The following is a 23,245-nucleotide window of genomic DNA, read 5'->3' as shown; positions in this document are numbered from 1 at the left end:
TGTTCGGACAAGGATTGAACAGACGGTTGCTTTTTCAATCAAACATTTTCAACACAGATAATTTACAAGGTTGCCAAGGCCAAACGGCAAGGATAGTCTTGCGCCACTCGACGCGAGGATGGTGGTAATGGATAAAAAAACGCAAAAACGTCTCTATGGCTGGTTGCGCAAGCAATCGAGTCACGGTCGCCGCTGGATCACGATATCCATCGCTTTTGGCCTTGGCCAAGGCATTCTGATGGTGGCGCAAGCCTGGCTGCTGGCGACCCTGTTGCACGGCTTTATCATCGAAGGCTCCGCGCCTGAGCAATCCATCACGCTCTTTATTACCCTGCTGCTGGTGACGCTTGGCAAAGCGGCGCTGGCCTATGGCCGCGAAGTGGCCAGTTTCAAGGCGGGCAGCGCGGTGCGCCAGACCATCCGCCAACTGGTGCTCACACGCTTGAGTCGTCTCGGCCCTGCCTATATCCAGCGCCGCCCGGCCGGTAGCTGGGCCAGCCTGTTGCTGGAACAGATTGAAAACATGCAGGATTTCTTCTCCCGCTATCTGCCGCAGATGGCCATCGCCGTCTTTATTCCGGTGGTCATTCTGGTGGCCGTGTTCCCGGTCAACTGGGCGGCGGGTCTGATCCTGCTGGGCACTGCGCCCCTCATCCCCATCTTTATGATCCTGGTGGGTGTGGGCGCCGCCGATGCCAACCGCCGCAACTTTCAGGCGCTGGCCCGTCTCTCCGGCCACTTCCTCGATCGCCTGAAGGGGCTGCGTACCCTGCAACTCTTTATGCGGACCCAAGCGGAAGGTGACGCCATTCGCGACGCCTCGGAAGACTTTCGCGAGCGCACCATGGAGGTGCTGCGCCTGGCATTTTTGAGCACCGCCGTGCTGGAGTTCTTCGCCGCCATTTCAGTGGCGCTGGTCGCCGTCTACTTCGGCTTCTCTTATATCGACCATCTGAACTTTGGTAGCTATGGGGTAAAGGTCACCCTCTTTACCGGCCTGTTCGTGCTGTTTCTCGCCCCCGAGTTCTATGCCCCTCTACGGGAACTGGGTGCCCACTACCACGCCAAGGCGCAGGCCATTGGCGCCGCCGAACAGCTGCTGGAATTCCTCGAAGCCGAGGTGAGCGAACCGGCCGCAGGCACAGCGCCGTTCCATGCCGACAGCCCGGTCAAGGTAGAAGCCAAAAGGCTTGAAGTGCTCAGCGCCGAAGGCAAGGTGCTGGTCGGCCCCATCGACTTCACTCTGGAGGCCGGTTCGCGCACCGCCCTCATCGGCGTCAGCGGCGCAGGCAAGAGCTCGCTGGTCAACGCCCTGCTCGGCTTTGCCCCCTATCGCGGTGAGCTCAAGGTCAACGGGCAGGAGCTTGCCACCCTCGACATGAGCCAGTGGCGCCTGCAACTGGGCTGGCTCTCGCAAAACCCGCAGCTGTTCCACACTTCCTTGCGTGACAACCTGCTGCTGGCCAAACCAACGGCCAGCGATGCCGAGCTGGAAGATGCCCTGAAACGGGCGCAGGCGTGGGAATTTGCGATGGAGAAGGGGCTCGACTATCCGGTCGGCGATCAGGCAGGCGGCCTCTCGGTCGGTCAGGCCCAACGCCTCGCCCTGGCGCGAACTCTGCTCAAATCAACCCAGCTGATGGTGCTCGATGAACCGACCGCCAGTCTGGATCGCCACTCCGAACGCGCCATCATGACCACCCTCGAGCAGGCGATGGCTGGCCAGACCCTGCTGATGATCACCCACCGCCTCGACCAGCTTACCAAGATGGACAAGATAATGGTGCTGGCCCGCGGCCAGCTGGTGGAGCAAGGCAGCTTCCAGCAACTTAGTTCTGGGCAGGGGCCTTTTGCCCGCCTGCTCTCCCAACGTTCCGGAGGTTCTCTCGATGAGTGATCTGTTGCCGTTTCTGCGCCTCTATCGCCAACACTGGCTCAGCCTCACCATTGGTTTGCTGCTGGCGCTGGTGACCCTGGCCGCTGGCATGGGGCTGCTCTCCCTCTCCGGCTGGTTCCTCTCCGCCGCCGCCGTGGCGGGGATGACAGTTGCGACGACCCATGCCTTTAACTACATGACCCCTGCAGGCGGGGTGCGCTTCTTCTCCATCGTCCGTACCGCCGGTCGCTGGGGTGAGCGGGTGGTGAGCCACGATGCCACCTTCCGGGTGCTGACCCGGTTGCGGGTCTGGTTCTGGCAGAAACTCTCGCCGCTCTCCACCGGTACCCTGGCCGGTTTCCGTCAGGCGGATCTGCTCAACCGACTGGTGGCAGACATCGATGCGATGGACCACGTCTATCTGCGGCTGATCACCCCCATAGGCGCGGCCCTGCTCAGCACAGCCGGACTGGTCTTCTTCCTGTCGTTTTTCGACAGCCGCCTCGCCCTCACCCTGGGTGCCATTCTGCTGTTTGGCATGATTGCACTGCCGCTGGTGTTCTACTTCCTCGGCCGTCGCCCCGGTCAGGCGCTGATTGCGGAAAAATCAACCTTGCGTACCCGGATGGTGGACTATCTGGATGGTCAGGCCGAGCTGCAGATGTTTGCCGCCGCCCCCAAGGCGCTGGTTGAGCTGCAACAAGCCGAACAGGCTCTGCTTGCCGCGCAGGCCCGGATGGCCAAGGTGAGCGGGCTGGCCAACTTCTCGGTGCAACTGCTGAGCGGCTGGACCCTGACTCTGATGCTCTGGCTGGCCGGTCATGGGGTGGCGGGTGCGGCGCCCGACCCCATCACCGCATTGATGGTCTTTGCCACCCTGGCGAGCTTCGAGGCACTGATGCCGCTGGCGGGTGCTTTCCAGCACCTCTCCACCAGCCTCACCTCGGCACGTCGTTTGAACGAGATCCTGCAAGAAGCAAAAGCCCCCGTGTGGGGCGACGAACAGACCCACGTCACCGCTGGCGCCCTGCAGATCAATGACCTCTATTTTGGCTACCCCGGCAACCCCCAGCCGGTGCTGCGTGGCTGCACCCTGCAACTGCACGCCGGTGAGAAGCTGGCGCTGCTGGGCCAGACCGGCTGCGGCAAATCGACCCTGATGGGGCTGCTGACCCGGGAATGGAGCCCGCAGGCTGGCAAGATCCTGCTGGGTGGCAAGCCGCTCACCGACTACAGCGAAGGGGCGCTGCGCGCCTCCATCTCGGTGGTGAGCCAGCGGGTGCACCTGTTTGCCGATACCCTGAGGGGCAACCTAAAACTGGCCGCCCCGACCGCCACTGACGAGCAGCTGATTGCGGTACTGACCCAGGTCGGACTGGCCAATCTGCTGGAAGATGAGGCGGGCCTCGACGCCTGGCTCGGTGACGGTGGCCGCCCCCTCTCCGGTGGCGAGCGTCGCCGTATCGGTATCGCCCGCGCCCTGCTGCACGATGCGCCGCTCTGGCTGCTGGACGAACCGACCGAAGGGCTCGACAGTCAGACCGAACGGGAGATCATGGATCTGCTGTTCAAGCTCGGGGCAGATCGCACCTTGCTGCTCATCTCCCACCGCCTGCTGGGGATGGAGCAGATGGACCGGATTGCCCTGATGGAAGAAGGACAGATCCGCCTCTGCGCCCCTCACAACGAGCTGCTGGCGGATGATTACTACCGCAGCCTCTATCAGCGACTGGCTCCGGTTTGATATCAGCCTGATGGGGGTCACACCCTGACAACCGGGCGCAAAACGGGGCTGGTCGCCGCAGGCGGCTGGCCCCTATAATGTCCCCCTCATTATTCAACAAGATGCCGACATGGAGCGCCTGCGCATTTCTACTGTCCTCATCACCGACACAAGATACGAGACGATGAAACGCCTGATCCTGATGATGCCCCTGATTGCCTCCGGCTGTGCCAACTACGCCTTCAACAGCAATCTGGATAAAGAGAACTTCGACGAATACTTCAAACCCGGTAGCGTGCGCATCTATGAACAGGATGAGCTGGCTGACCTCAACTACCTCTACCTCGGCACCATCGAGGGTGAATCCTGCCAGGCCGATGCCAACCAGCCGGTGCCCAACGCCGGTGAAGCGCGCACCCTGGCTCGCCGCCGCGCGGCCGACATGGGTGGCAACGGCGTCACCATCGACAAGTGCGCCGAGTTCAGCGACACCCCGGGCTGCCTGAAACAGGTGATCTGCTACGGGCAGGCGCTGAAAGTGGCCGAAGAGAAGTAACCCGCTGTCATGGCCCTCGCTATCGTTCGCCTTGGCAGCCCGCGCCTGCCCGATGAGGGGCTGCGGATCGGCACGGTGCGCCGCCCGCCCCGCGGCGTACCCAAGAGCGAATTTGCCAGCCAGCATTGGTACGATGTCTGGTTTCCCAACCTTGCTCCCAGCAGCGAAACCATGAAGCTGGGGCAGGCAGCCGAGACACCCGCCCAGTGGGCGGCGTTTGGCAAACAGTACAAGGCCGAGATGGCGCAACCTGCCGCCAGGCATGATCTGGCGCTACTGGCCGCCCTCTCCCACACCACCAACCTCTCGGTCGGTTGCTACTGCGAGCAGGAGTCCCGCTGCCATCGCACCATTTTGAAAGAGCTGCTGGTAGCCGCGGGGGCCGCCATCCGCTAACTCGGCGAGCAACAGCGATACGATAGGAAATGGAGTCAGCCGATCTTCGGTAGCCATCAGGTACGAATAGACAGAGAGGGCATCCCGCGGGATGCCCTCTCTCGTTGTATTCACACCTGCCGCGCCACGTTCGGCAGCAGCGGCTCGATGCCCCCTCTCTCATTGCAGACTGGGCTCCAGCAACTGCTGCCGCAGCGAAGTCTCCTCGGCCTGAGTCATGGCATGTTCCGCCACCCCGGCGGCAGGCTCGATGGCCAGCCAGTGGGCAAGATCGGCGACGGTCTCCTCCAGCGGCCGGAAATTCAACCCCTTAACGATGGCCGCCTCGGCGCTTATAGAGCCGTAACCGGCAAACTCCGCCTGCGCGCAGGGCAGCAGGGTGGGATAGCTCTGCCAGGGCTCGATTCCGGCTGCCATCAGGGCCGACCAGGGCAGCCACTCGGGCTGGATGGGACGAGCGGGCTGCAACCTAGCGCTCAGCCGCTCCAGCCAGTCACTCAGGGTAATACCGGGTTTGAGCAGGTTGAATATGCCCCCCAACTGCTGCTCGGCCGCACGCAGCACAAACTCGGCACAGTCGCGCACATCGAGATACTGCAAGCGATCCTCGCCACTGCCCGGCAGCAACCAGGGCCCGCCCTGCTGCACCCGCTTAATCCACCAGGCCATGCGACCGGTGGGATCATGGGGGCCGCACAGCACGCCCGGGCGCAGGATGCAAAGCCGCTCGCCCCAGCGGGCGCGATACTCCTGCTCGCACAACACCTTGAGGGGGCCATAGTCAGTGGGCATTTCCCCTTCGGGGATAGGGTGCAACGGCGCAGACTCATCCATCCCGGGCATTGAGAAATCGCGATAGACGCTGATGGTGGAGATAAAGATGAGCCGTGCGCAGCACCCTAGCAAGGCCGCCGAGAGGCTCGCCGCCTGCTCGGGGCGATAGCAGCAGGTGTCGATGACGAGATCCCACTGCAACCCGGCCCCTTGCAGGGCGCTCAGGCTCTTGTCCCTGTCGCCGATGAGCTGCACCAGATCGCGCCAGTCCGGATGCTGGTGCAGGCCACGGTTGAACAGAGTCACTTCATGGCCCCAATCCAGCGCCAGCGCGGTGAGGTGGCGCCCCAAAAAGCCGGTGCCACCGATAATCAGCAGTTTCATCCCTCTCCCTCCCCCTTCGGCGCGAGTGCGCACATTTCATCCTGACACGCCAGTTGCCTCCACCCTACGCAACTTGGCGCGCGGGCACAGCCCCCGACTGGCCGGGATGGGACAGGGATCACGGCAGCGCCGTAGAAATTGGCGTAACGAGGCCAAGCCTGCGTTTTGGGGCCACCTGTGCTAAATTGCCGGGGTTTTCAGTCAGGATCCGCCATGAAGTTCGAAATCGACACCCTCGGGATCATCCGCTCTCCCTACAAGGAGAAGTTCGCCATCCCCCGCCAGCCCGGTCTGGTCAAATCAGCCCGCGCCCGCCTCGAGCTGCTCCCCCCTTACGATCAGCCGGATGTGCTGCGCGGCATCGAGCAGTTCTCCCATCTGTGGCTCAGCTTCGTGTTTCACCAGACCATGGCGCAGGGCTGGCACCCGACGGTGCGCCCGCCGCGCCTTGGCGGCAACGAACGGGTCGGCGTCTTTGCAACTCGCTCCACCTTCCGCCCCAATCCGCTTGGCCTCTCTGTGGCCGAACTGCACGGGGTCGGTCGCGAGCGGGGCAAGCTGTGGCTGGAGCTGGGAGCGGTGGATCTGCTCGATGGCACCCCCATCGTCGATATCAAACCCTACATTCCCTATGCCGACAGCCTGCCGGATGCCTGTGGTGGTTTTGCCCCCGACGCCCCCACCCCGCCGCTGGCGGTGAGCTTCAGTGCCGAGGCCGAGCAGCAGTTGCAACCCTGGCTCAAGGCCCATCCCGAGCTGCGCCAGCTGGTGAGCGAAGTGCTGGCACAAGATCCGCGCCCCGCCTACAAGAAGGGCAAGCCCGATGAGAAGGAGTACGGGGTGCGACTGTTTGACTGCAACGTCCGTTTTCGCATCAGCGAGCCGGATTGCGTGGTGCTGGCCATCGAGCCCGCCTGAACCTGGGCGGGCCGACATCACTGATGCTATTTCACGCCTTCTTCACGTCACAAGGGGCTTAATGAGCCTGTAAATTGTGTGGCATTGATCAGACTATCCACCCGGTTGCCAGTGATACCATGCAGACAGCAGAGGGCATCTCCTCTCTGACTGAGGCCAGCAGCAGGCTATCGATGTATGGCAAGCATGGTAGCTCTGCTATTGCCGCCAAAGGATCTGGCCTCGCCCCGACACGTTTGAGTGCGGGGATGCCACACGGATGTGACAGCACTTCGAAGGAACAAACCTATGCTGATGAACAGTGAACAACGTTATGGCACCCTGAATATCGGGCTGCACTGGCTGACCCTGTGGGCCATGATCGCCGTCTACGCCCTGATCGAATTTCGCGATATCTTCCCCAAGGGCGACCCGGGTCGGGATCTGATGAAGGAGTGGCACTTTATGCTGGGGCTGCTTATCTTCGCCCTGGTGTTTGTCAGACTGGCCCTGCGCTGGATGAGCCCGACGCCGCGTATCGTGCCCGAGCTCTCCCCGATCATGCACAAGCTGGCAAAACTGGCCCATCTCGCCCTCTACGGTTTTCTTATTCTGACCCCGCTGTTTGGCTGGCTGCTGCTAAGCGCCGCGGGCAAGCCCATCCCCTTCTTCGGGCTTGAGCTGCCTGCCCTGCTCTCCCCCAGTCCGGACCTCAAGGGGCTGATCAAGGAGGTACACGAGACCTTGGGCAATATCGGTTACGCCCTGATCGGCCTGCACACGGTGGCGGCCCTCTATCACCACCATATTCTCAAAGACAACACCCTCACCAATATGCTGCCACCGCGCCGCAGCTAACGGGGAACGTGGAAACGCAGAGGGGGCCATTGTGGCCCCCTCTCTGTTTTCCTGAACCATCGTCATCTGCACCGCTGGCAAACGGCATCACGCCTGCTTGGCCAGCTCCTCGGTCGGCTTGCCTTTCGGCTCGTGCGGCAGCTTTTTCACATTGCTCTTGTTCTCCGGCTGCTTGCTCCCGGACGAACTGTTTTCAGACAAGGCTTGCAACACGGGATCGGCCTTGCCGGCCACGGTGGGCTGGGACTGGCCAACAAAGTTGCCGCCCTTGCAGATGGAGAGACTGCCCCCCTTGAAGATCCCCTGCATCTTGCCGCTCTCCAGGATCTCCACCTCGGCGGAGGTACAGGTGCCTTCCAGCAGGCCATTGATGATCACGTGGGGCGCACTCACCTCCCCCTCAACACTGCCGCCCTGCATGATGCGCAGCACACCACCGCTGAGCTGGATGGTGCCATTGACCTGACCGCGCACCTCCAGATCCCCCTCCACCTGCAACTCGCCCTTGAAGCGGGCACCGGCTGCAATCACAGTGGCCCCGGCCGACCCAGTAGCCGCACCACCTTTGTTTCTTCCAAACATCCGTACTCTCTCCACCAACCACACAAGCAGAACCAGCGGCATCGGCGCCACTGGCCACAGAAAACAGGGCGACCCCAGCACGTAGAGCAGCAAGGCTGCCCCCCAGCAGAGCCAGACAATATAGAGGAGGTCGCTGCGCTCACGCTGTTGCAGTCGCGCCAGCAGCCTCCCGGCCATCTCTCTCATCACACCAAACCTTTCGCAGCATGGCTGCCGACCAGCAGGCCATCGACAACCCGGACCATGGTTAAACGACCAGTTGGCGCGAACTCTGAAGTCACGCTGATTCAGTCCCGATACAGCCGGGATGCATTAGGATTCGAATTGACTCGAAGCGACATACACTTTCTAATTGACAGCCTGGATCCCTATGACCGCTCACATCATGAAAATTCTGTTGGTCGAAGACGACAAGCTGCTCAATCACCACCTCTCCTCTCTGCTGACCGAAGCCGACAATCAGGTCTACAGCACCGACCAGGCCGGGATTGCACTGCACTACGCCGCCGACTATCCCATTGATGTGGCCATCATCGACCTCGGTCTGCCCGATATGGACGGCCTGCAACTGATCCGGCAACTGCGCGAACGGCAGATCCCCTTCCCCATCATTGTGCTGACCGCCCGTGGCAACTGGCAGGACAAGGTCGAAGGACTGGAAGCGGGTGCTGATGACTATCTGGTCAAACCGTTCCAGAAAGATGAGCTGCTGGCCCGACTCAATGCGCTGGTGCGCCGCAGCGCCGGTTTTATCTCGCCCAAGGTGAAGGCCGGTGATTACGAGCTGGATCTCTCCCGCAAGGAGCTGACTATCGCCGGTGAAGTAGCGGTGCTCACCAGCTTTGAATACCTCATTCTGGAGTACCTGATGCGCAACGCCCGTCAGGTGGTCTCCAAGCAGCAACTGCTCGACCAGCTCTACGGCGACGGCGAAGGGGATCCCAACACCATCGAGGTGATGGTGAGCCGCCTGCGCAAGAAGCTGGATCCGGAAGGGACGATTCAACCCATCTCCACCATCCGGCGTCAGGGTTACATCTTCAACCTCTCCTGTAACTGATGCAGTTTCATCTGCCGCGCCCCATCAAGATGATCCGCAGCTCACTGCACATCAAACTGCTGCTCAGCTCGCTGCTGGTCATCGCGCTTATCATGGGGTTTGCCGTCTACGCCCTCTATCTTGGCCACGTCGAGGAGCAGACCCAGAAGGCCAGCGCCCGGATGCAGGAGAACCTGGCCAAGCTGTTTTCCTCCACCGAGCCGGATGACAAGGGGTCGAACGTCGAGCTGGGGCGGATATCCCGTGGGGCGGGGGATCGCAACCTCGATACCCTGATCTGCCGCGCCGATGGCGATCTGGTCTGGTCGAGCCTCCATATGCCGGAGGTGATCAAGGCCAAACAGACCATCTGCGGCGATCTGATGAAGTATCTGGGGGGGATGGATCTCGACTACTTCTTCAAGAAGCACACCATCAAGAACGGCGAGAGCTACTTCGTCTACAGCCTGCGGTTTATCCGCAATCCCGGCAGCGGCACCACCGCCTACTACGTGGTGATGATCGACTCGGCCAAACGCTATCACGAAGAGTCCCGCACCTACCTCTACCAGACAGCCAAACAGGCGCTGCTCGCCTATATGCTGCTGGCCGGGCTGCTGCTGCTCACCACCTTCTGGAGCCTCAGCTCACTGCGCACCATCGCCCGTCAGATCGACGATATCCGGGCCGGCAAGCGCGATGACCTCTCGAGCGATTTTGAGCGGGAGCTGGCCCCGCTGACCGACTCCATCAACCAGTTGCTGGAGAACGAACGCCAGCAGACCCAGCGCTACCAGCACGCCCTCAACGATCTCGCCCACAGCCTTAAAACCCGGCTGGCGCTGATCCAGATCACCACCCGCGAAGTGAAGCTGGGGCGGGAGATCCACGACAACATCAACGAGCAGATCCTCACCATGGATCAGATGATCCAGTATCAGCTCAGACGGGCCGTGACCGGCCGCCAGCGCCTTGCCAGCAAGGGCACCGAGCCGGTGCCGCTGATTGAAAAACTGCTGGCCAGCCTGACCAAGGTCTATCGCCACAAGAAGCTGCAAACCCACTTCAAGTTCGATGATGACGCCCTCTTTCACGGCGAACAGGGCGACCTGATGGAGCTGATGGGCAACCTGCTCGACAACGCCTGCAAGTTTGCCATCAGCGAAGTGAAGGTGACGGTGCGCCGCCATCTCGAGCGGCTGCGCATCGAAGTGGAAGATGATGGTCCGGGTATCGACCCGGCCAAATCGGAGCAGATCTTCCAGCGCGGCGTGCGGGCAGACAGTTCACCCGGTCAGGGCATAGGTCTGGCGGTGGTGACCGAAATCGTCCACAGCTACGGCGGCCAGATCCGGGTCGATGAATCCCCCCTCGGCGGCGCCCGCTTTACCCTGGATCTTCCCTGACACCGGATAGGCCCGACCACGGGCCCTCTGCCACCCGCTGCACTGCCCTACCCAGGGTTAACAACTCCTGCCTGACACCACCCAATTCAGCAATATGCTATCGAGATGCTTGAGATGTGAGGCATCTCGGTTAAGCTATGGCCGACTCGTTTGTTAACCATTTGATGGACCTGTAATCGCACTATGGAAAACATGTTTGAAAGATTGATGTACGCATCCCGCTGGATCATGGCCCCCATTTATCTTGGGCTCAGCCTCATACTGCTGGCACTGGGAGTGAAATTCTTTCAGGAGATCCTCCATATCCTGCCCAACATACTGGAGATGAAAGAGGTGGATCTGGTGCTGGTCACACTGTCGCTGATCGATATCACCCTGGTGGGGGGACTTATCGTGATGGTGATGTTTTCCGGCTATGAGAACTTCGTCTCGCGCCTCGATGTCGGGGATGAGAGCGACAAACTGGTGTGGCTCGGCAAGCTCGATGCCGGCTCCCTGAAAAACAAGGTCGCCGCCTCTATTGTCGCCATCTCATCTATTCACCTGCTCAAGGTGTTTATGAATGCCGAAAATCTCCCCAACGACAAGATCAAGTGGTACCTGCTGATCCACATCACCTTTGTCCTCTCGGCCTTCGCCATGGGCTACCTCGACAAGCTGACCCGCAAATAGTAGCCAGCCTGCGATAGACGATATGCCCGATAACACGACATGGATCGGGCATATCGTGCGACCACTCTTCACAGTCGAGGCCAATATGATCCGCCCATTATCTGCCACCGATCTGGATGCCGCCGTCGAGCTCTGGTATCAGGCATCGGTGCAAGCCCACGACTTTATTTCCGCCGCCTTTTGGCATGAGCAACGGGCAGCGATGCGGGACATCTATCTGCCCGCCAGCAAGAGCTGGGGTTATGAGGAGGATGGACAGTTACTGGGCTTTATCTCCTGGTATCAGGGGTCTGTCGCCGCACTGTTTATCTCCCCAGATCACCAATCACACGGGCTGGGTCGCCAACTGCTCGAATACCTCAAAGCCCAATATGACCGGCTCGAGTTGACGGTCTACGCCGAAAATGAGCAGGCGCGGCGCTTCTATTCCCGCAACGGTTTCAAAGAGGGTAAGCAGCTGTTGTGCGAGCATAGCGGACACCCCGAGTTGGTGATGCATTGGCAACGAGGATAAGCGGGTCGCCCATAGCGATGGAGAGCACGCTTTGCCTGTTTTGTGGCCGCCTTGAATGCCATGGCGGCATTCTCTACAATGACCCACTTTTTATTCATTTCGGGTTATATCGATGAGCGATACCAGCACCAAACCGGCTCTGCCGGATCACCTCTCCTGCAATCCCCGCAGCCCTCACTATGTGGCCGCCTGCTTCGAGCACCCGATCGGTATTCGCCTGAACGGCAAAGAGCGCACCGATGTCGAGGAGTACTGCATCAGCGAAGGTTGGGTGAAGATCCCCTCCCCCAAGGCGCTGGATCGCCGTGGTCAGCCCATCCTGATCAAGCTCAAGGGCACCGTTGAAGCCTTCTACAGCTAATCAGCGCGCTACTGCATGATAAACAACAAGGCCACCCTCGCGGTGGCCTTGTTGTTTCCGGTATTGGTGCTGGCGTCAGCGTTATCTAAGCGGCAACCACCAGCCCACATTTCTCTCTGGGCAGCCCTTTATAGCCCCAGCCGATCGCGCAGGGTGTACCAGGCGGCGCCCGCGGCGGTAAAGGGGATACGGAACAGACGGCCACCCGGGAAGGGGTAGTGCGGCAGTTTGGCAAAGGCATCGAAGCGCTCCGCCTGACCGCTCAGCACCTCGGAGAGCAGCTTGCCCGCCAGATGGGTACAGGTGACACCGTGGCCGCTGTAGCCCTGCATGTAGTAGATGTTGGGGCCGATGCGACCAAACTGCGGCAGCCGCGACAGGGTGAGCAGGAAATTGCCGGTCCAGGTGTACTCCACCTTGACGTCAGCCAGCTGCGGGAAAGTCTTGAGCATCTTGGGGATGATCAGCCGCTCGATATCCGCCGGATCTCGCGCCCCATAGACCACGCCACCGCCATAGAGCAGCCGGTGATCGCCGGAGGTACGGTAGTAGTCGAGCAGATAGTTGCAATCCTCCAGACAGTAGTTTTGCGGCAAGAGTGAACGGGCCCGCTCCTCTCCCAGCACTTCGGTGGCGATCACCTGGGTGCCACAGGGCATGCTCTTGCTGGCCAGTTCCGGCACCAGATTGCCGAGGTAAGCGTTGCCAGCCACTACCACAAAGCGCGCCTTCACCGCCCCCTTGGCGGTCTTGACCAGTGCTGGTTGACCCGGGGTGATACTGGTGACGGCGGATTGTTCGAAGATCTGCCCACCCTGGATGCGGATCGCTTCCGCCTCCCCCAACGCCAGATTGAGGGGGTGGATATGGCCGCCGCTCTTGTCGAGCAAGGCGCCGACGTAGCGATCGCTCGCGACCACCTCGCGCACCCCCTTGGCATCGAGCAGCTCCAGCTGGTCGTTGCCCCACTTCTGCCAACGGGCGTATTGGGATTTGAGCTCGTGCAGCTGCTTCTCGGTCTCGGCGGCAAAGACGCCCCCCTCCTGCAGATCGCACTGGATGTTGTAGCGCTTGATCCGCTCGCGGATGATCTGTCCCCCCTCAAACAGCATGGAACCGAGCAGCCTGGCCTGATCCGGCGGGCAGTTCGCTTCTATGGTGTCGATGTCGCGGCTGTAGGAGTTGACGATCTGGCCACCGTTGCGGCCGCTGGCGCCAAAGCCGACCCGGGCGGCCTCCAGCACCACCACCCTGTAGCCCTTTTCTACCAGATGCAGCGCGCTGGAGAGGCCGGTATAGCCCGCCCCGATGACGCAGACATCGCACTCCAGCTGCTCGGTCAGTGTCGGGTAGGGCGCGTGTTTATTAGCGCTGGCTGCATAGTAACTGTTTACATGTTCGGTCATGATCCCTGTTTCCTTACCGGTTCGGTTGCCAAACTACTGTCAGGATTAAAAGCTCGCCGGGGTGTGGGCGCTGACGATGCGACAGGTCTCCCCCGACGGATTGCTAAAGCTGTGGGGCTCGCCGGTGTCGATCACATAGCTGTCGCCCGCCTCCAGCGGATAACTCTGGCCCGCCACCGTCAGGATCACCGACCCCTCCAGCACGGTGCCGACCTCCTCCCCCTGATGGGTCACCTGACCTCCGGTATCGGTGCCGGGGGGATAGGTCTCCAGCATAAAGCCGAGCTGGCGGCGGTTGTTGCCGTTGTGCACCAGCTTGAGGGAGACCCCCTGACTGCCCAGCTCGATAAGCTGATCAGCCTTGATCACCACTTCCGGAGTGCGGCTCTCCTCCTCGGCGAAAAAGCGCGACAGCGGCAGGCCATAGATGGTGAGCAGCTTTTGCAGGGAGGCGACCGAGGGGCTCACCTTGTCCTGCTCGATCATGCAGATGGCGCCATGAGTCAGGCCGCTCAGCTCGGCCGCTCGCCGCTGGGAGAGCCCCAGCTGATGGCGCACCGCCGCCAGCCGTTCCCCCATGGTGCGCGCCCCGGTGTCAGCCCCACTCAACGGTCGAGCCACGCCTTCCCGGCTCTGTGGCCCGCTCATGACAAGCCCCCTGCTGCGCCATGTCTGCATCCTTGCATCATCAGCCTCTCCTGCTTGCGCGTGATCGCATCGGATCAGGCGCTGCCTGTTTACCCTGCTGGTTAAAATAGCCAACCAGCTTTCCCTTGCCGTTCACTATGTTACACAGCACAGCCGTTCATTATTTTGCACACCTGATTTACCATCTCCCGGTCGTCTGCCCACTTGCAGCCTGCAAGCGAACCGGAGAAAGCGCGCTACACAGCCCATTTTCTAGCATGGCGCCCCCCAGCAATTCAAATATATTTAACACTTGAAAAACATTTCAGCTCAAATTATGGTCTTCCTGTGCTTATTATTTTATACGGCAGCGGCGCAGGAAGGGTCGGCTCACTCCGGCAACCAGCTGCTCTGACCCACACTCGAGGCTTCTCATGTCAGGAACAACATCCCACTCCAGCTTGATCACATCCCGCGCCTATATAGATGGACAGTGGTGCGAGGCCGCCAGCGGCCGCACCTTCGAGGTCACCAACCCCGCCAGCGGTGCCGTCATTACCCAGGTGCCCGACATGGATGCCGAGGATACCCGCCGCGCCATCGCGGCCGCCCACGCGGCGCAACCCGCCTGGGCAGCGCTGACCGCCAAGGAGCGCAGCAACAAGCTCTACGCCTGGTTTGCCGCCATCACAGCCCACAGCGATGAGCTGGCACGTATCATGACCTGCGAGCAGGGCAAGCCGCTGGCGGAAGCAAAGGGCGAGGTGACCTATGGCGCCAGCTTTATCCAGTGGTTCGCCGAGGAGGGCAAGCGCGCTTATGGCCGCACCATCCCGGGCTTTAGCGGCGATCGCCGATTGGCCACCATCAAGCAGCCGGTCGGGGTCGTCGCCGCCATCACCCCGTGGAACTTCCCCATTGCCATGATCACCCGCAAGGCGGGCCCGGCGCTGGCCGCCGGTTGCACTATCGTCATCAAACCTGCCGCCGAGACCCCGCTCTGCGCGCTGGCGCTGGCGCTGCTTGCCGAGCAGGCAGGCATCCCCGCCGGTGTCATCAATATCGTCACCAGCCATCAGGCGAGCGCGGTGGGCAACGAGCTGTGCAGCAATCCGGTGGTGCGCAAGCTCTCCTTCACCGGCTCCACCCGCATCGGCAAGCTGCTGATGCGCCAGTGCGCCGACACCATGAAAAAGCTGTCGCTGGAGCTGGGTGGCAACGCCCCCTTTATCGTCTTTGACGACGCCGACCTCGATGCCGCGGTGGCCGGGGCGCTCGCCTCCAAATACCGCAACGCCGGGCAGACCTGCGTCTGCGCCAACCGGATTCTGGTGCAGGCCAGCGTCTATGACGCCTTCGCCGAGAAGCTGACTGTCGCCGTTGCCGCCTTCAAGGTGGGGGATGGCATGGCGGAAGGCACCCAGATCGGCCCGCTCATCAACCCCGCCGCCGCCAGCAAGGTGGCCGAGCTGGTACAACAATCGGTCGCCGCCGGTGCCGAAGTGCTGCTGGGGGGCGAAGCTCACCCCGCTGGCCCCCTCTTCTACCAACCCACCATTCTGGGCAAGGTGGATAAAACCAACCCCATCCTGCAGGAGGAGATCTTCGGCCCGGTGGCACCGCTGGTGCGCTTCGAGAGCGAAGCCGAGGCCATCGCCATTGCCAACGACACCCCCTACGGGCTCGCCGCCTACTTCTATGGCCGCGACATCGCCCGGGTCTGGCGGGTGGCCGAGCAGCTTGAATACGGCATGGTCGGCATCAACGAGGGGATCATCTCCACCGAGCTGGCCCCCTTCGGCGGCATCAAGGAGTCGGGGTTGGGTCGGGAGGGGGCGGCCGAGGGGCTGGAGGAGTATCTGGAAACCAAATACCTCTGCTTTGGCGCCATTCGCTAGGGCAGCAACAGAGAGACAAGGCGCCGCCGATCTGGCCCGATGGGCTGATCGGCGGTGATGGGCGTCAAAACGCCTGCCACATTTTCAGGGAATATCGGGGGCTACGGCCCCTCAGGGAGGAAAGATGAGTCAGTCAGAATCAAACAAGGCGTGGCAAGCGCGCCGCGAAGCATCAGTGGTCAACGGCGTTGGCACCCTGCTGCCGGTCTTTATCGACCGTGCGCAAAATGCCGAGCTGTGGGATGTGGAGGGCAACCGCTACATCGACTTTGCCTCCGGCATCGCCGTGCTCAATACCGGCCACAACCACCCGAAAGTGGTGGCAGCGGTGCGCGATCAACTGGAAAAGTTCAGCCACACCTGCTTCCAGGTCACCCCTTACCCGGGCTATATCGAGCTTGCCGAGAAGCTCAACGCCCTGGTGCCCGGCCCGACCCCGAAACGCACCCTGTTTCTCTCCACCGGCGCCGAAGCGGTCGAGAACGCCATCAAGATTGCCCGTGCCCACACCGGCCGCAGCGGCACCATCGCCTTCAAGGGGGGCTTTCATGGCCGCACCATGATGGGGATGGCGCTCACCGGCAAGGTGGTGCCCTACAAGACCGGCTTTGGCCCCTTCCCGGGCGAGGTCTACCACATCCCCTTCCCCGCCGATTATCTGGGGGTGAGTGAAGAGGATGCCCTGCACGCCCTCGAGCTCTGCTTCAGCGCCGATATCGAGCCGAGCCGGGTGGCAGCCATCATCATCGAGCCGGTGCAGGGCGAAGGGGGCTTCTATCCCGCCTCCCCGAGCTTTATGCAGAAGCTGCGCAGCGTCTGCGACCAGCACGGTATTTTGCTCATCTGCGACGAGATCCAGAGCGGTTTTTGCCGCACCGGCAAAACCTTCGCCACCGAATATGCAGGCATCGAGCCGGACATCATGACCCTGGCCAAGAGTCTGGCGGGGGGCTTCCCTCTCTCGGCGGTGGTGGGCAAGGCGGAGATCATGAACGCGGCCAAGCCGGGGGGCCTGGGTGGCACCTATGCCGGTTCCCCCATCGCCTGCGCCGCCGCGCTGGCGGTCTTGCAGGTGATCGACGAGGAGAAACTCAACCAGAAAGCGCTGGATCAGGGGGAGCAGATCAAGGCGGGGCTGGAACGCATAGCCGAGCGTTTTGACTGCATAGGTCAAATTCGCGGCCCCGGTGCCATGGTGGCCATGGAGCTGGTGAAACGCCGTGATGCCAGCCAGCCCGATCCCGACCTCACCAAACGACTGGTGGCCGAGGCGGGAAAACGCGGTCTGGTCCTGCTCTCATGCGGGGTGCGCGCAAATGTCATCCGTTTTCTCGCCCCCCTGACAGCCCCTGCGGCAGTGATTGACGAGGGGCTGCAACTCCTTGAAAAATCACTGGAGGCCGTGCTGGCCTGACCAGCAGGAAAGTGACCACTTACCTGTGCAAATAAATGCAATTTTGCCCCCTTTTTTTCTTGTCAAGGGGGCCCTGCAAATGCACAATGCGCCGCCACTGAAAGAACCGATGTAAAACAATGGCATCGGTTCTTTTTTAGACAGTGAACAAACCCATAAACGAGGCCGGATCACCCCCGGAAAAGATAGCGAGATTGGCAGCAGTCTCCCGACACCAAGTCTAGTGAGGAACAACATGGGGCATCTCAATGCTTTCCAACCGGCCACGGCCGGTGTGCGCCGCCCTGGCGCCCTTGATTCCCGGGCCTCTCTCCCGGTTTCGTTGATGGACCGTGCCACTCTGGCACTGCATGAGGAACATGCATAATGGCGGCCCAGCAGGTTGGTCTGAAAAAGACCCTCAAACTGTGGCAGGTCGTGGTTATGGGACTGGCGTACCTCACCCCCATGGCGGTGTTCGACACCTTCGGCATCGTTACCGAGATCACCGAAGGTCATGTGCCGACCGCCTACCTGTTTGCCCTCATCGGCATGCTGTTCACTGCCCTGAGCTACGGCCATCTGGTGCGCAAGTTCCCGTCAGCCGGCTCCGCCTATACCTATGCCCAGAAGGTGTTTCACCCCTATGTCGGCTTTATGGTGGGCTGGACCTCCCTGCTCGACTACATGTTTATGCCGATGATCAACATGCTGCTGGCCAAGATCTATCTGGAAGCCCTCTTCCCGAACGTAGAGCCCTGGACCTATATCTTCGGTCTGGCGGCGGTGATGACCGCCCTCAACCTGCGCGGCATCAAGCTGGTAGCCAACTTCAACAGCCTGATCGTGGTGATGCAGTTCAGCATCATCGCCATCTTCATCGGCCTGATCGCCTGGGGCGTGCACAACGGTGAAGGGCTGGGCACCGTGGCGAGCAGCCGTCCCTTCTTCTCGGAGCAGATCCAGGTGTCGCCGCTGCTGATGGGGGCCTCCATCCTCTGTCTGTCGTTCCTCGGCTTTGACGCCATCAGTACCCTGTCGGAAGAGACCCCGGACGCGGATCGGGTGATCCCCCTCGCCATCGTGCTGACGGCGCTGATTGGCGGCGTGCTGTTTGTCACCACCTCCTACTTCCTGCAACTCTACTTCCCGGACATCTCCCGCTTCCAGCATCCGGATGCGGTATTGCCGGAGATCGCCCTCTATGTCGGCGGCAAGCTGTTCCAGGCGGTGGTGCTGGTCTGCACCACAGTAGCGGTGCTGGCCTCGGGGCTCGCCTCCCACGCCGGTGTATCGCGCCTGCTCTACGTGATGGGTCGTGATCGCGCCCTGCCCGCCCGCTTCTTCGGCTACATCCATCCGAAGTGGCAGACCCCGGCGTTCAACGTGCTGCTGGTCGGCCTGCTGGCCCTCTCTGCGGTGTCGCTGGATCTGGAGATGGCGCTGGCGCTGATCAACTTCGGCGCCCTGGTGGCCTTCACCTTCGTCAACCTGGCGGTGATTGCCCACTTCTATGTGAAGCTGGGCCGCAACAAGTGTCTCAAGGATCACCTGATGTACCTGCTGTTGCCACTCTGTGGCGCCGCCTGCATCGGGGTGCTGTGGCTCAACCTCGAGCCCTCTTCCTTCGAGCTGGGGCTGATCTGGGCGGCGCTGGGGGCCATCTACCTGTTCCTGCGCCTCACCGTGTTCCGCATCCCGCTGCATACCGCCGACAAGGTGGAGATCGCCCAGTAACTACTGGCGCCCCTCCCCCCGATAGAGAACAAGGAGCCTGCGGGCTCCTTGTTGTTTTTGCGGCGCGCTGGTGGCCAGCTGCACGGGTTGCCAGAAACGCGGTTTCAGCAGGAAGTGTGACTGATTTCAAATAACTACCCAGCCGGACTGCTCGCCGGGCCATGGCCCGAGCCGCGTCGCCTCTTATCCTCAGTCATTAATATGAATGGATATGCAACCACTCTTTTTCCACTTCACCCCCTCCCATCCCCCGCCAGCCGATAAGCTCGCAGGACTCGAGCCCGGGGGAACACCGCCAAATATGATCAGGATCAATGTTGAGGCGCTATGCACCCTGCAGCCCCGATTTGCCGATTTTTCATACGCCATGACAGGGTTCTCTTCCCCCCCGAAAAAGGGGGAGCGGCTCGGGGACGGCTGCAGGGGGAGAGTGACCACTTACCTGCCCCGTGTGTATGCAAAAAAATGCGTTAATCCGCCCTTTTTTGCTTGTCAAGGGGGCTGACCGAATGCACAATACGCCGCCAATAAAGGACCGATGTTCACTGCGACATCGGTTTTTGTATTTTTGAAGTGCAGTACAAACCCACCACAAGAGGCCGGAACGTTTCCGGAAGTGATATTCGAGATTGCCAAACAATCTCCCGACGTTGAGAGGATAACAATGGGGCGTTTTAATGCTTTCCTGCCGGTACAGCCCGGTATGCGCCTCCCCGGCGCCCTTGATGTACAGGCTTGCGAATCCATCGTATCCCTGCGCTCGTTGCAAGCACGTGCTGCGGCACTGATTGAGGAGAAAGCGTAATGGCATCGCAAAACGCCAAGCTGCTCAAGACCCTTACCCTGACACAAGTGATTGTGATGGGTCTGGCCTATCTGACCCCCATGGCTGTCTTCGACACCTTCGCCATCGTCGGTGACATCACCGATGGCCGGGTCGCCACCGCCTATCTGCTGGCTCTGGGTGGCATCCTGCTCACCGCTTTCAGCTACGGACATCTGGTACGCAAGTTCCCCTCTGCGGGCTCTGCCTATACCTATGCCCAGAAGGTGTTCAACCCCTACGTCGGTTTCATGGTCGGCTGGTCATCCCTGCTCGATTACATGTTCATGCCGATGATCAACATCCTGCTGGCCAAGATCTACCTGACCGCCATGTTCCCGGGCGTCGAGCCCTGGGTGTTCATCTTCGGTCTGGTGACCGTGATGACCTTCCTGAACCTGCGTGGCATCAATCTGGTGGCCAACTTCAACGGTCTGATCGTGGTGATCCAGCTGGCCATCATCACCCTCTTTATCGGCCTGATGGCGTGGGGCATCTACCACGGCGAAGGGGCTGGCACCCTGATGAGCAGCCGTCCGTTCCACTTCGAGTCAGCACAGCTGGTACCGCTCTTTACCGGTGCCACCATCCTCTGCTTCTCGTTCCTGGGCTTTGACGGTCTGAGTTCCCTCTCCGAAGAGACTCCGAACGCTGGCAAGGTGATCCCCAAGGCGATCGTGCTGACTGCCCTTATCGGCGGCATCATCTTCGTGGTGGTCTCCTACTGCCTGCAGCTCTACTTCCCGAGCCTCGCCCGCTTCCAGCATCCGGATGCGGTACTGCCGGAGATCGCCCTCTACGTTGGCGGCACCTTCTTCCAGTCCGTGGTGCTGGTCTGCACCACGGTCGCGGTACTGGCCTCCGGCATGGCGGCTCACGCCGGTGTGTCGCGCATCCTCTACGTGATGGGGCGTGATCGCATGATCCCGGAGCGAGTGTTTGGCTACATCCACCCGAAATACCGCACCCCGGCCATCAACGTGCTGATGGTGGGTGGTCTGGCCCTCTCCGCCGTGTCGTTTGATCTGGATACAGCACTGGCGCTGGTCAACTTCGGCGCACTGGTGGCGTTCAGCTTCGTCAACCTGTCGGTGATCGGTCAGTTCTGGGTGCGCGAGAAGCGCAACAAGACCCTCAAGGATCACGTCATCTACCTGTTGATGCCGCTGCTCGGCGCCGCCACCATCGGTGCTCTGTGGATCAACCTGGAGCAGAGCTCGCTGGAGCTGGGCCTGATCTGGGCGGGCCTCGGCGCAACCTATCTGTTCCTGCGTCTGGCGGTGTTCCGCATCCCGTTCCGTCAGTACGAAGAGGCGGCTGACGCCTGATCCTTTGCGGATAACGGATAGACAGAAGGGGAACCATGGCTCCCCTTTTTGCTGCCGGTCTCTTGCCGGTCACACGGGCTTGGGCCCGGTCTGCTTACTGCTTATCCAGTACGGCGGTCGCCGCAGCCTTGAGCGGATCGCGAGCGATGGTCTTGGCATCCTGCTCCGCCTTGTGCAGCTGCTGGTTTGCCTTGTCCATCTTCTGCTGCATACCGTTGCCGCTCTCCTTGAGGTCGGCACGCTTCTCGCCCAGCAGGTCGGTGCGGCCTTTTTGCACCTCAGCTTTCACCTTCTCTTTCTCCTGCTTCACCAGCTTGCTGGTATCACAGTTGCCCTTGACCCCCAGAGTGGCATTCACCGCTTCGTTTTTTAGGGCCTTGTCGAGGTTGCAGTCGGTTTTAAACAGGCTGGCCTGTGCCCCTGCCGAGAGCAGCCCCAGCGACAGAGAGAGGATCCATGCACGCATCATCTTGTTTACTCCTGCTTGCCAATAAAGGGGCGCAGTGTAGCGATCACGTCCCGGCTGGCAAGGCGGCAGTGCCTTCGTCCCCCCTTTTGCCACCCCTGAGCCAACCGGCTCGGTCAGCGCCTGTCGCCGCAGTTCGTCGTCATAAAAACATCATCGAAATGTCACGTTGTCATATTTCTGTCATTAACCACTGATTAAATGCGCGGGTCATCAACAACCCAAGACGGAACGACCGTCTCAAGAGGCTTTATGCAACACCATCACTCCTTGTCACAGCCGCCCGCGACCCGCGCCCTGTTCAACTGGATGAGTGTCATCGTACTGGTCTACCTGATCCTGGTTGCCGTGGGCGCCATCTCCCACGGCTTCAAAGATTTCTCCGGCGGCGCCGAGGGCGCAGCCCAGATCTTCGCCTTTGCCAACAACCCCTTTGTCGCCCTGCTGCTGGGTATTCTCGCTACCGCGCTGGTGCAATCCTCCAGCACCGTCACCTCGGTGATCGTCGGTCTGGTGGCTGGCGGCCTGCCCATCAGCATGGCCATCCCCATGGTGATGGGTGCCAACCTCGGCACCACCATCACCAACACCATTGTCTCCATGGGCCATGTGCGGGATCGCGCCGAGTTCCGCCGCGCTTTCGCCGCCGCTACCGTGCACGACTTTTTCAACCTGCTGGCGGTGTTCATCTTCCTGCCGCTGGAGCTGATGTTCGGTCTGCTGCAACATAGCGCCGAGTGGCTGGCCAACCTGCTGGTAGGCTCCGCCAATATGTCGATGAAGGGCATGGATTTCATGAAGCCGCTGACCGCACCGGCCCAGCAGCTGATTGACAGCGCCGTGGCCTTCCTGCCGGGCAAGGGCGCCGCCATCGCGACCATCATCATCGGTATCCTGCTGATCCTCGCCTGCGTCACGTATCTCGGCAAAGTGCTGCAACAGGTACTGGTTGGCCGTGCCAAAGAGGTGCTGCACAAGGCGCTGGGCCGTGGCCCGCTGACCGGCATTACCTCCGGTGCGCTGGTGACTATCATGGTGCAGTCCTCCTCCACCACCACCAGCCTGATGATCCCGCTGGCCGGCGGCGGCGTGTTCAGCACCCGTCAGCTCTACCCCTTCACCCTGGGGGCCAATATCGGTACCACCATTACCGCCCTGCTGGCTGCAACAGCCATCAGTGGAGCCGGTGCCCAGCTGGCCCTGACCATCGCGCTGGTCCACGTGCTGTTCAACCTCTTTGCCGTGGTCATCATCTATGGCATCCCCTTCCTGCGCGACCTGCCGGTGCGCGCCGCCGAGGGGCTGGCCCGGGTAGGCAGCGAGAACAAGCTGCTGGCTCTGGGTTATGTGACGGGTCTCTTCTTCGCCCTGCCCGCCCTGATGATGGTGGCCGCCAAGTAAGCGCCGCCGCCATGACAAGGGGCGAGTCACCGACTCGCCCCTTTTTGCGTCTGCGTCTCCGAGATTTGCCTGCCCACTCACATCCTCCCGCCCTGTGGCTCGCCATCAGGAGCGGTGCGCGATAAGAT

General features: G+C 61.2%; 22 protein-coding genes. 17 read left to right on the top strand and 5 right to left on the bottom strand.

Translation table 11 applies throughout. The annotated features are described in order from the left end of the window. Positions 1–127: 127 nt before the first annotated feature. The 4 genes from cydD to VF684_RS02435 all read left to right on the top strand — a co-directional run bounded on the left by cydD (position 128) and on the right by VF684_RS02435 (position 4,551). Positions 128–1,897 carry a heme ABC transporter permease/ATP-binding protein CydD gene (cydD, locus tag VF684_RS02450; protein ID WP_440173618.1) on the top strand — a complete coding sequence of 590 codons (1,770 nt, stop codon included), beginning with the start codon at positions 128–130 and terminating at the stop codon, positions 1,895–1,897. Then, positions 1,890–3,620, top strand: a complete 1,731-nt coding sequence (gene cydC, locus VF684_RS02445; RefSeq protein ID WP_440173615.1) for a heme ABC transporter ATP-binding protein/permease CydC — start codon at positions 1,890–1,892, stop codon at positions 3,618–3,620. The genes cydD and cydC overlap by 8 nt, the downstream gene beginning before the upstream one ends. 163 nt (positions 3,621–3,783) lie before the next feature. Continuing rightward, positions 3,784–4,155: an Rcs stress response system protein RcsF gene (gene rcsF / locus VF684_RS02440; protein ID WP_013723982.1), complete on the top strand. Its 372-nt coding sequence runs from the start codon at positions 3,784–3,786 to the stop codon at positions 4,153–4,155. A 9-nt stretch (positions 4,156–4,164) separates the two neighbouring features. Beyond that, on the top strand, positions 4,165–4,551 hold the full coding sequence (locus tag VF684_RS02435) for a DUF488 domain-containing protein (RefSeq protein ID WP_005338205.1): 387 nt from the start codon (positions 4,165–4,167) through the stop codon (positions 4,549–4,551). 159 nt (positions 4,552–4,710) lie between these two features. On the opposite strand, the gene VF684_RS02430 is transcribed toward VF684_RS02435, so the two are convergent. Next, a complete protein-coding gene (locus tag VF684_RS02430) occupies positions 4,711–5,709 on the bottom strand; it encodes an NAD-dependent epimerase/dehydratase family protein (protein ID WP_440173613.1) in 999 nt (332 codons plus the stop codon). Between the two features lie 213 nt (positions 5,710–5,922). Between VF684_RS02430 and tsaA the strand changes: the two genes are divergently transcribed. Together tsaA and VF684_RS02420 are read left to right on the top strand one after the other, a co-directional pair. Further along, complete coding sequence (gene tsaA, locus VF684_RS02425; protein ID WP_440173610.1) at positions 5,923–6,627, top strand: tRNA (N6-threonylcarbamoyladenosine(37)-N6)-methyltransferase TrmO; 705 nt, start codon at positions 5,923–5,925, stop codon at positions 6,625–6,627. A 288-nt stretch (positions 6,628–6,915) separates the two neighbouring features. Then, entirely contained in the window at positions 6,916–7,464 is a 549-nt protein-coding gene (locus tag VF684_RS02420) for a cytochrome b (RefSeq protein ID WP_005350133.1), read from the top strand. Positions 7,465–7,551: 87 nt separating this feature from the next. Here the strand turns inward: VF684_RS02420 and VF684_RS02415 are convergent, their stop codons facing one another. Further along, positions 7,552–8,232 (bottom strand): bactofilin family protein, encoded by a 681-nt coding sequence (locus VF684_RS02415; RefSeq protein ID WP_120415104.1) that lies wholly within the window; start codon positions 8,230–8,232, stop codon positions 7,552–7,554. A 199-nt stretch (positions 8,233–8,431) separates the two neighbouring features. On the opposite strand from VF684_RS02415, the gene VF684_RS02410 reads away from it, so the two are divergent. From VF684_RS02410 to VF684_RS02390, 5 genes are all read left to right on the top strand, one after another. Beyond that, positions 8,432–9,106 carry a response regulator transcription factor gene (locus tag VF684_RS02410; RefSeq protein WP_040066247.1) on the top strand — a complete coding sequence of 225 codons (675 nt, stop codon included), beginning with the start codon at positions 8,432–8,434 and terminating at the stop codon, positions 9,104–9,106. After that, positions 9,106–10,491, top strand: a complete 1,386-nt coding sequence (locus tag VF684_RS02405; RefSeq protein ID WP_005338217.1) for an ATP-binding protein — start codon at positions 9,106–9,108, stop codon at positions 10,489–10,491. The genes VF684_RS02410 and VF684_RS02405 overlap by 1 nt, the downstream gene beginning before the upstream one ends. A 192-nt stretch (positions 10,492–10,683) precedes the next feature. Continuing rightward, on the top strand, positions 10,684–11,163 hold the full coding sequence (locus VF684_RS02400) for a TIGR00645 family protein (RefSeq protein WP_227096060.1): 480 nt from the start codon (positions 10,684–10,686) through the stop codon (positions 11,161–11,163). Between the two features lie 85 nt (positions 11,164–11,248). After that, a complete protein-coding gene (locus VF684_RS02395; protein WP_440173605.1) occupies positions 11,249–11,677 on the top strand; it encodes an N-acetyltransferase in 429 nt (142 codons plus the stop codon). A 112-nt stretch (positions 11,678–11,789) separates the two neighbouring features. Next, complete coding sequence (locus VF684_RS02390) at positions 11,790–12,038, top strand: DUF3297 family protein (RefSeq protein WP_005338226.1); 249 nt, start codon at positions 11,790–11,792, stop codon at positions 12,036–12,038. Between the two features lie 128 nt (positions 12,039–12,166). Here VF684_RS02390 and VF684_RS02385 read toward each other — a convergent pair whose 3' ends face one another. Then, positions 12,167–13,444, bottom strand: a complete 1,278-nt coding sequence (locus tag VF684_RS02385) for an NAD(P)/FAD-dependent oxidoreductase (RefSeq protein ID WP_440173603.1) — start codon at positions 13,442–13,444, stop codon at positions 12,167–12,169. Positions 13,445–13,489: 45 nt separating this feature from the next. Continuing rightward, entirely contained in the window at positions 13,490–14,092 is a 603-nt protein-coding gene (gene puuR, locus VF684_RS02380) for an HTH-type transcriptional regulator PuuR (protein WP_113738864.1), read from the bottom strand. Between the two features lie 413 nt (positions 14,093–14,505). Here puuR and VF684_RS02375 point away from each other — a divergent pair, with 413 nt between their 5' ends. The 5 genes from VF684_RS02375 to VF684_RS02355 all read left to right on the top strand — a co-directional run bounded on the left by VF684_RS02375 (position 14,506) and on the right by VF684_RS02355 (position 21,250). Then, complete coding sequence (locus VF684_RS02375; RefSeq protein WP_440173600.1) at positions 14,506–15,969, top strand: NAD-dependent succinate-semialdehyde dehydrogenase; 1,464 nt, start codon at positions 14,506–14,508, stop codon at positions 15,967–15,969. Positions 15,970–16,093: 124 nt separating this feature from the next. After that, positions 16,094–17,383, top strand: a complete 1,290-nt coding sequence (gabT, locus tag VF684_RS02370) for a 4-aminobutyrate--2-oxoglutarate transaminase (protein WP_440173598.1) — start codon at positions 16,094–16,096, stop codon at positions 17,381–17,383. A gap of 366 nt (positions 17,384–17,749) precedes the next feature. Continuing rightward, positions 17,750–19,099, top strand: coding sequence for an APC family permease (locus VF684_RS02365; protein WP_440173595.1), 1,350 nt, complete (start codon positions 17,750–17,752; stop codon positions 19,097–19,099). A 538-nt stretch (positions 19,100–19,637) separates the two neighbouring features. Continuing rightward, complete coding sequence (locus VF684_RS02360; protein WP_021230505.1) at positions 19,638–19,904, top strand: hypothetical protein; 267 nt, start codon at positions 19,638–19,640, stop codon at positions 19,902–19,904. Continuing rightward, complete coding sequence (locus VF684_RS02355) at positions 19,904–21,250, top strand: APC family permease (protein ID WP_021230506.1); 1,347 nt, start codon at positions 19,904–19,906, stop codon at positions 21,248–21,250. Before VF684_RS02360 ends, VF684_RS02355 begins: the two co-directional genes overlap by 1 nt. A gap of 94 nt (positions 21,251–21,344) precedes the next feature. Here the strand turns inward: VF684_RS02355 and VF684_RS02350 are convergent, their stop codons facing one another. Next, on the bottom strand, positions 21,345–21,719 hold the full coding sequence (locus VF684_RS02350; protein ID WP_368176620.1) for a hypothetical protein: 375 nt from the start codon (positions 21,717–21,719) through the stop codon (positions 21,345–21,347). A 249-nt stretch (positions 21,720–21,968) separates the two neighbouring features. Between VF684_RS02350 and VF684_RS02345 the strand changes: the two genes are divergently transcribed. Beyond that, positions 21,969–23,117, top strand: a complete 1,149-nt coding sequence (locus VF684_RS02345; RefSeq protein ID WP_005338243.1) for a sodium:phosphate symporter — start codon at positions 21,969–21,971, stop codon at positions 23,115–23,117. Positions 23,118–23,245 lie beyond the last annotated feature (128 nt).

Source organism: Aeromonas sp. Lyrl_2, from assembly GCF_051948815.1.
GTDB classification, from domain to species: domain Bacteria; phylum Pseudomonadota; class Gammaproteobacteria; order Enterobacterales; family Aeromonadaceae; genus Aeromonas; species Aeromonas veronii.
Note: the sequence above shows the minus strand (reverse complement) of the source record. Positions and strands in the feature narration are given on the sequence as shown.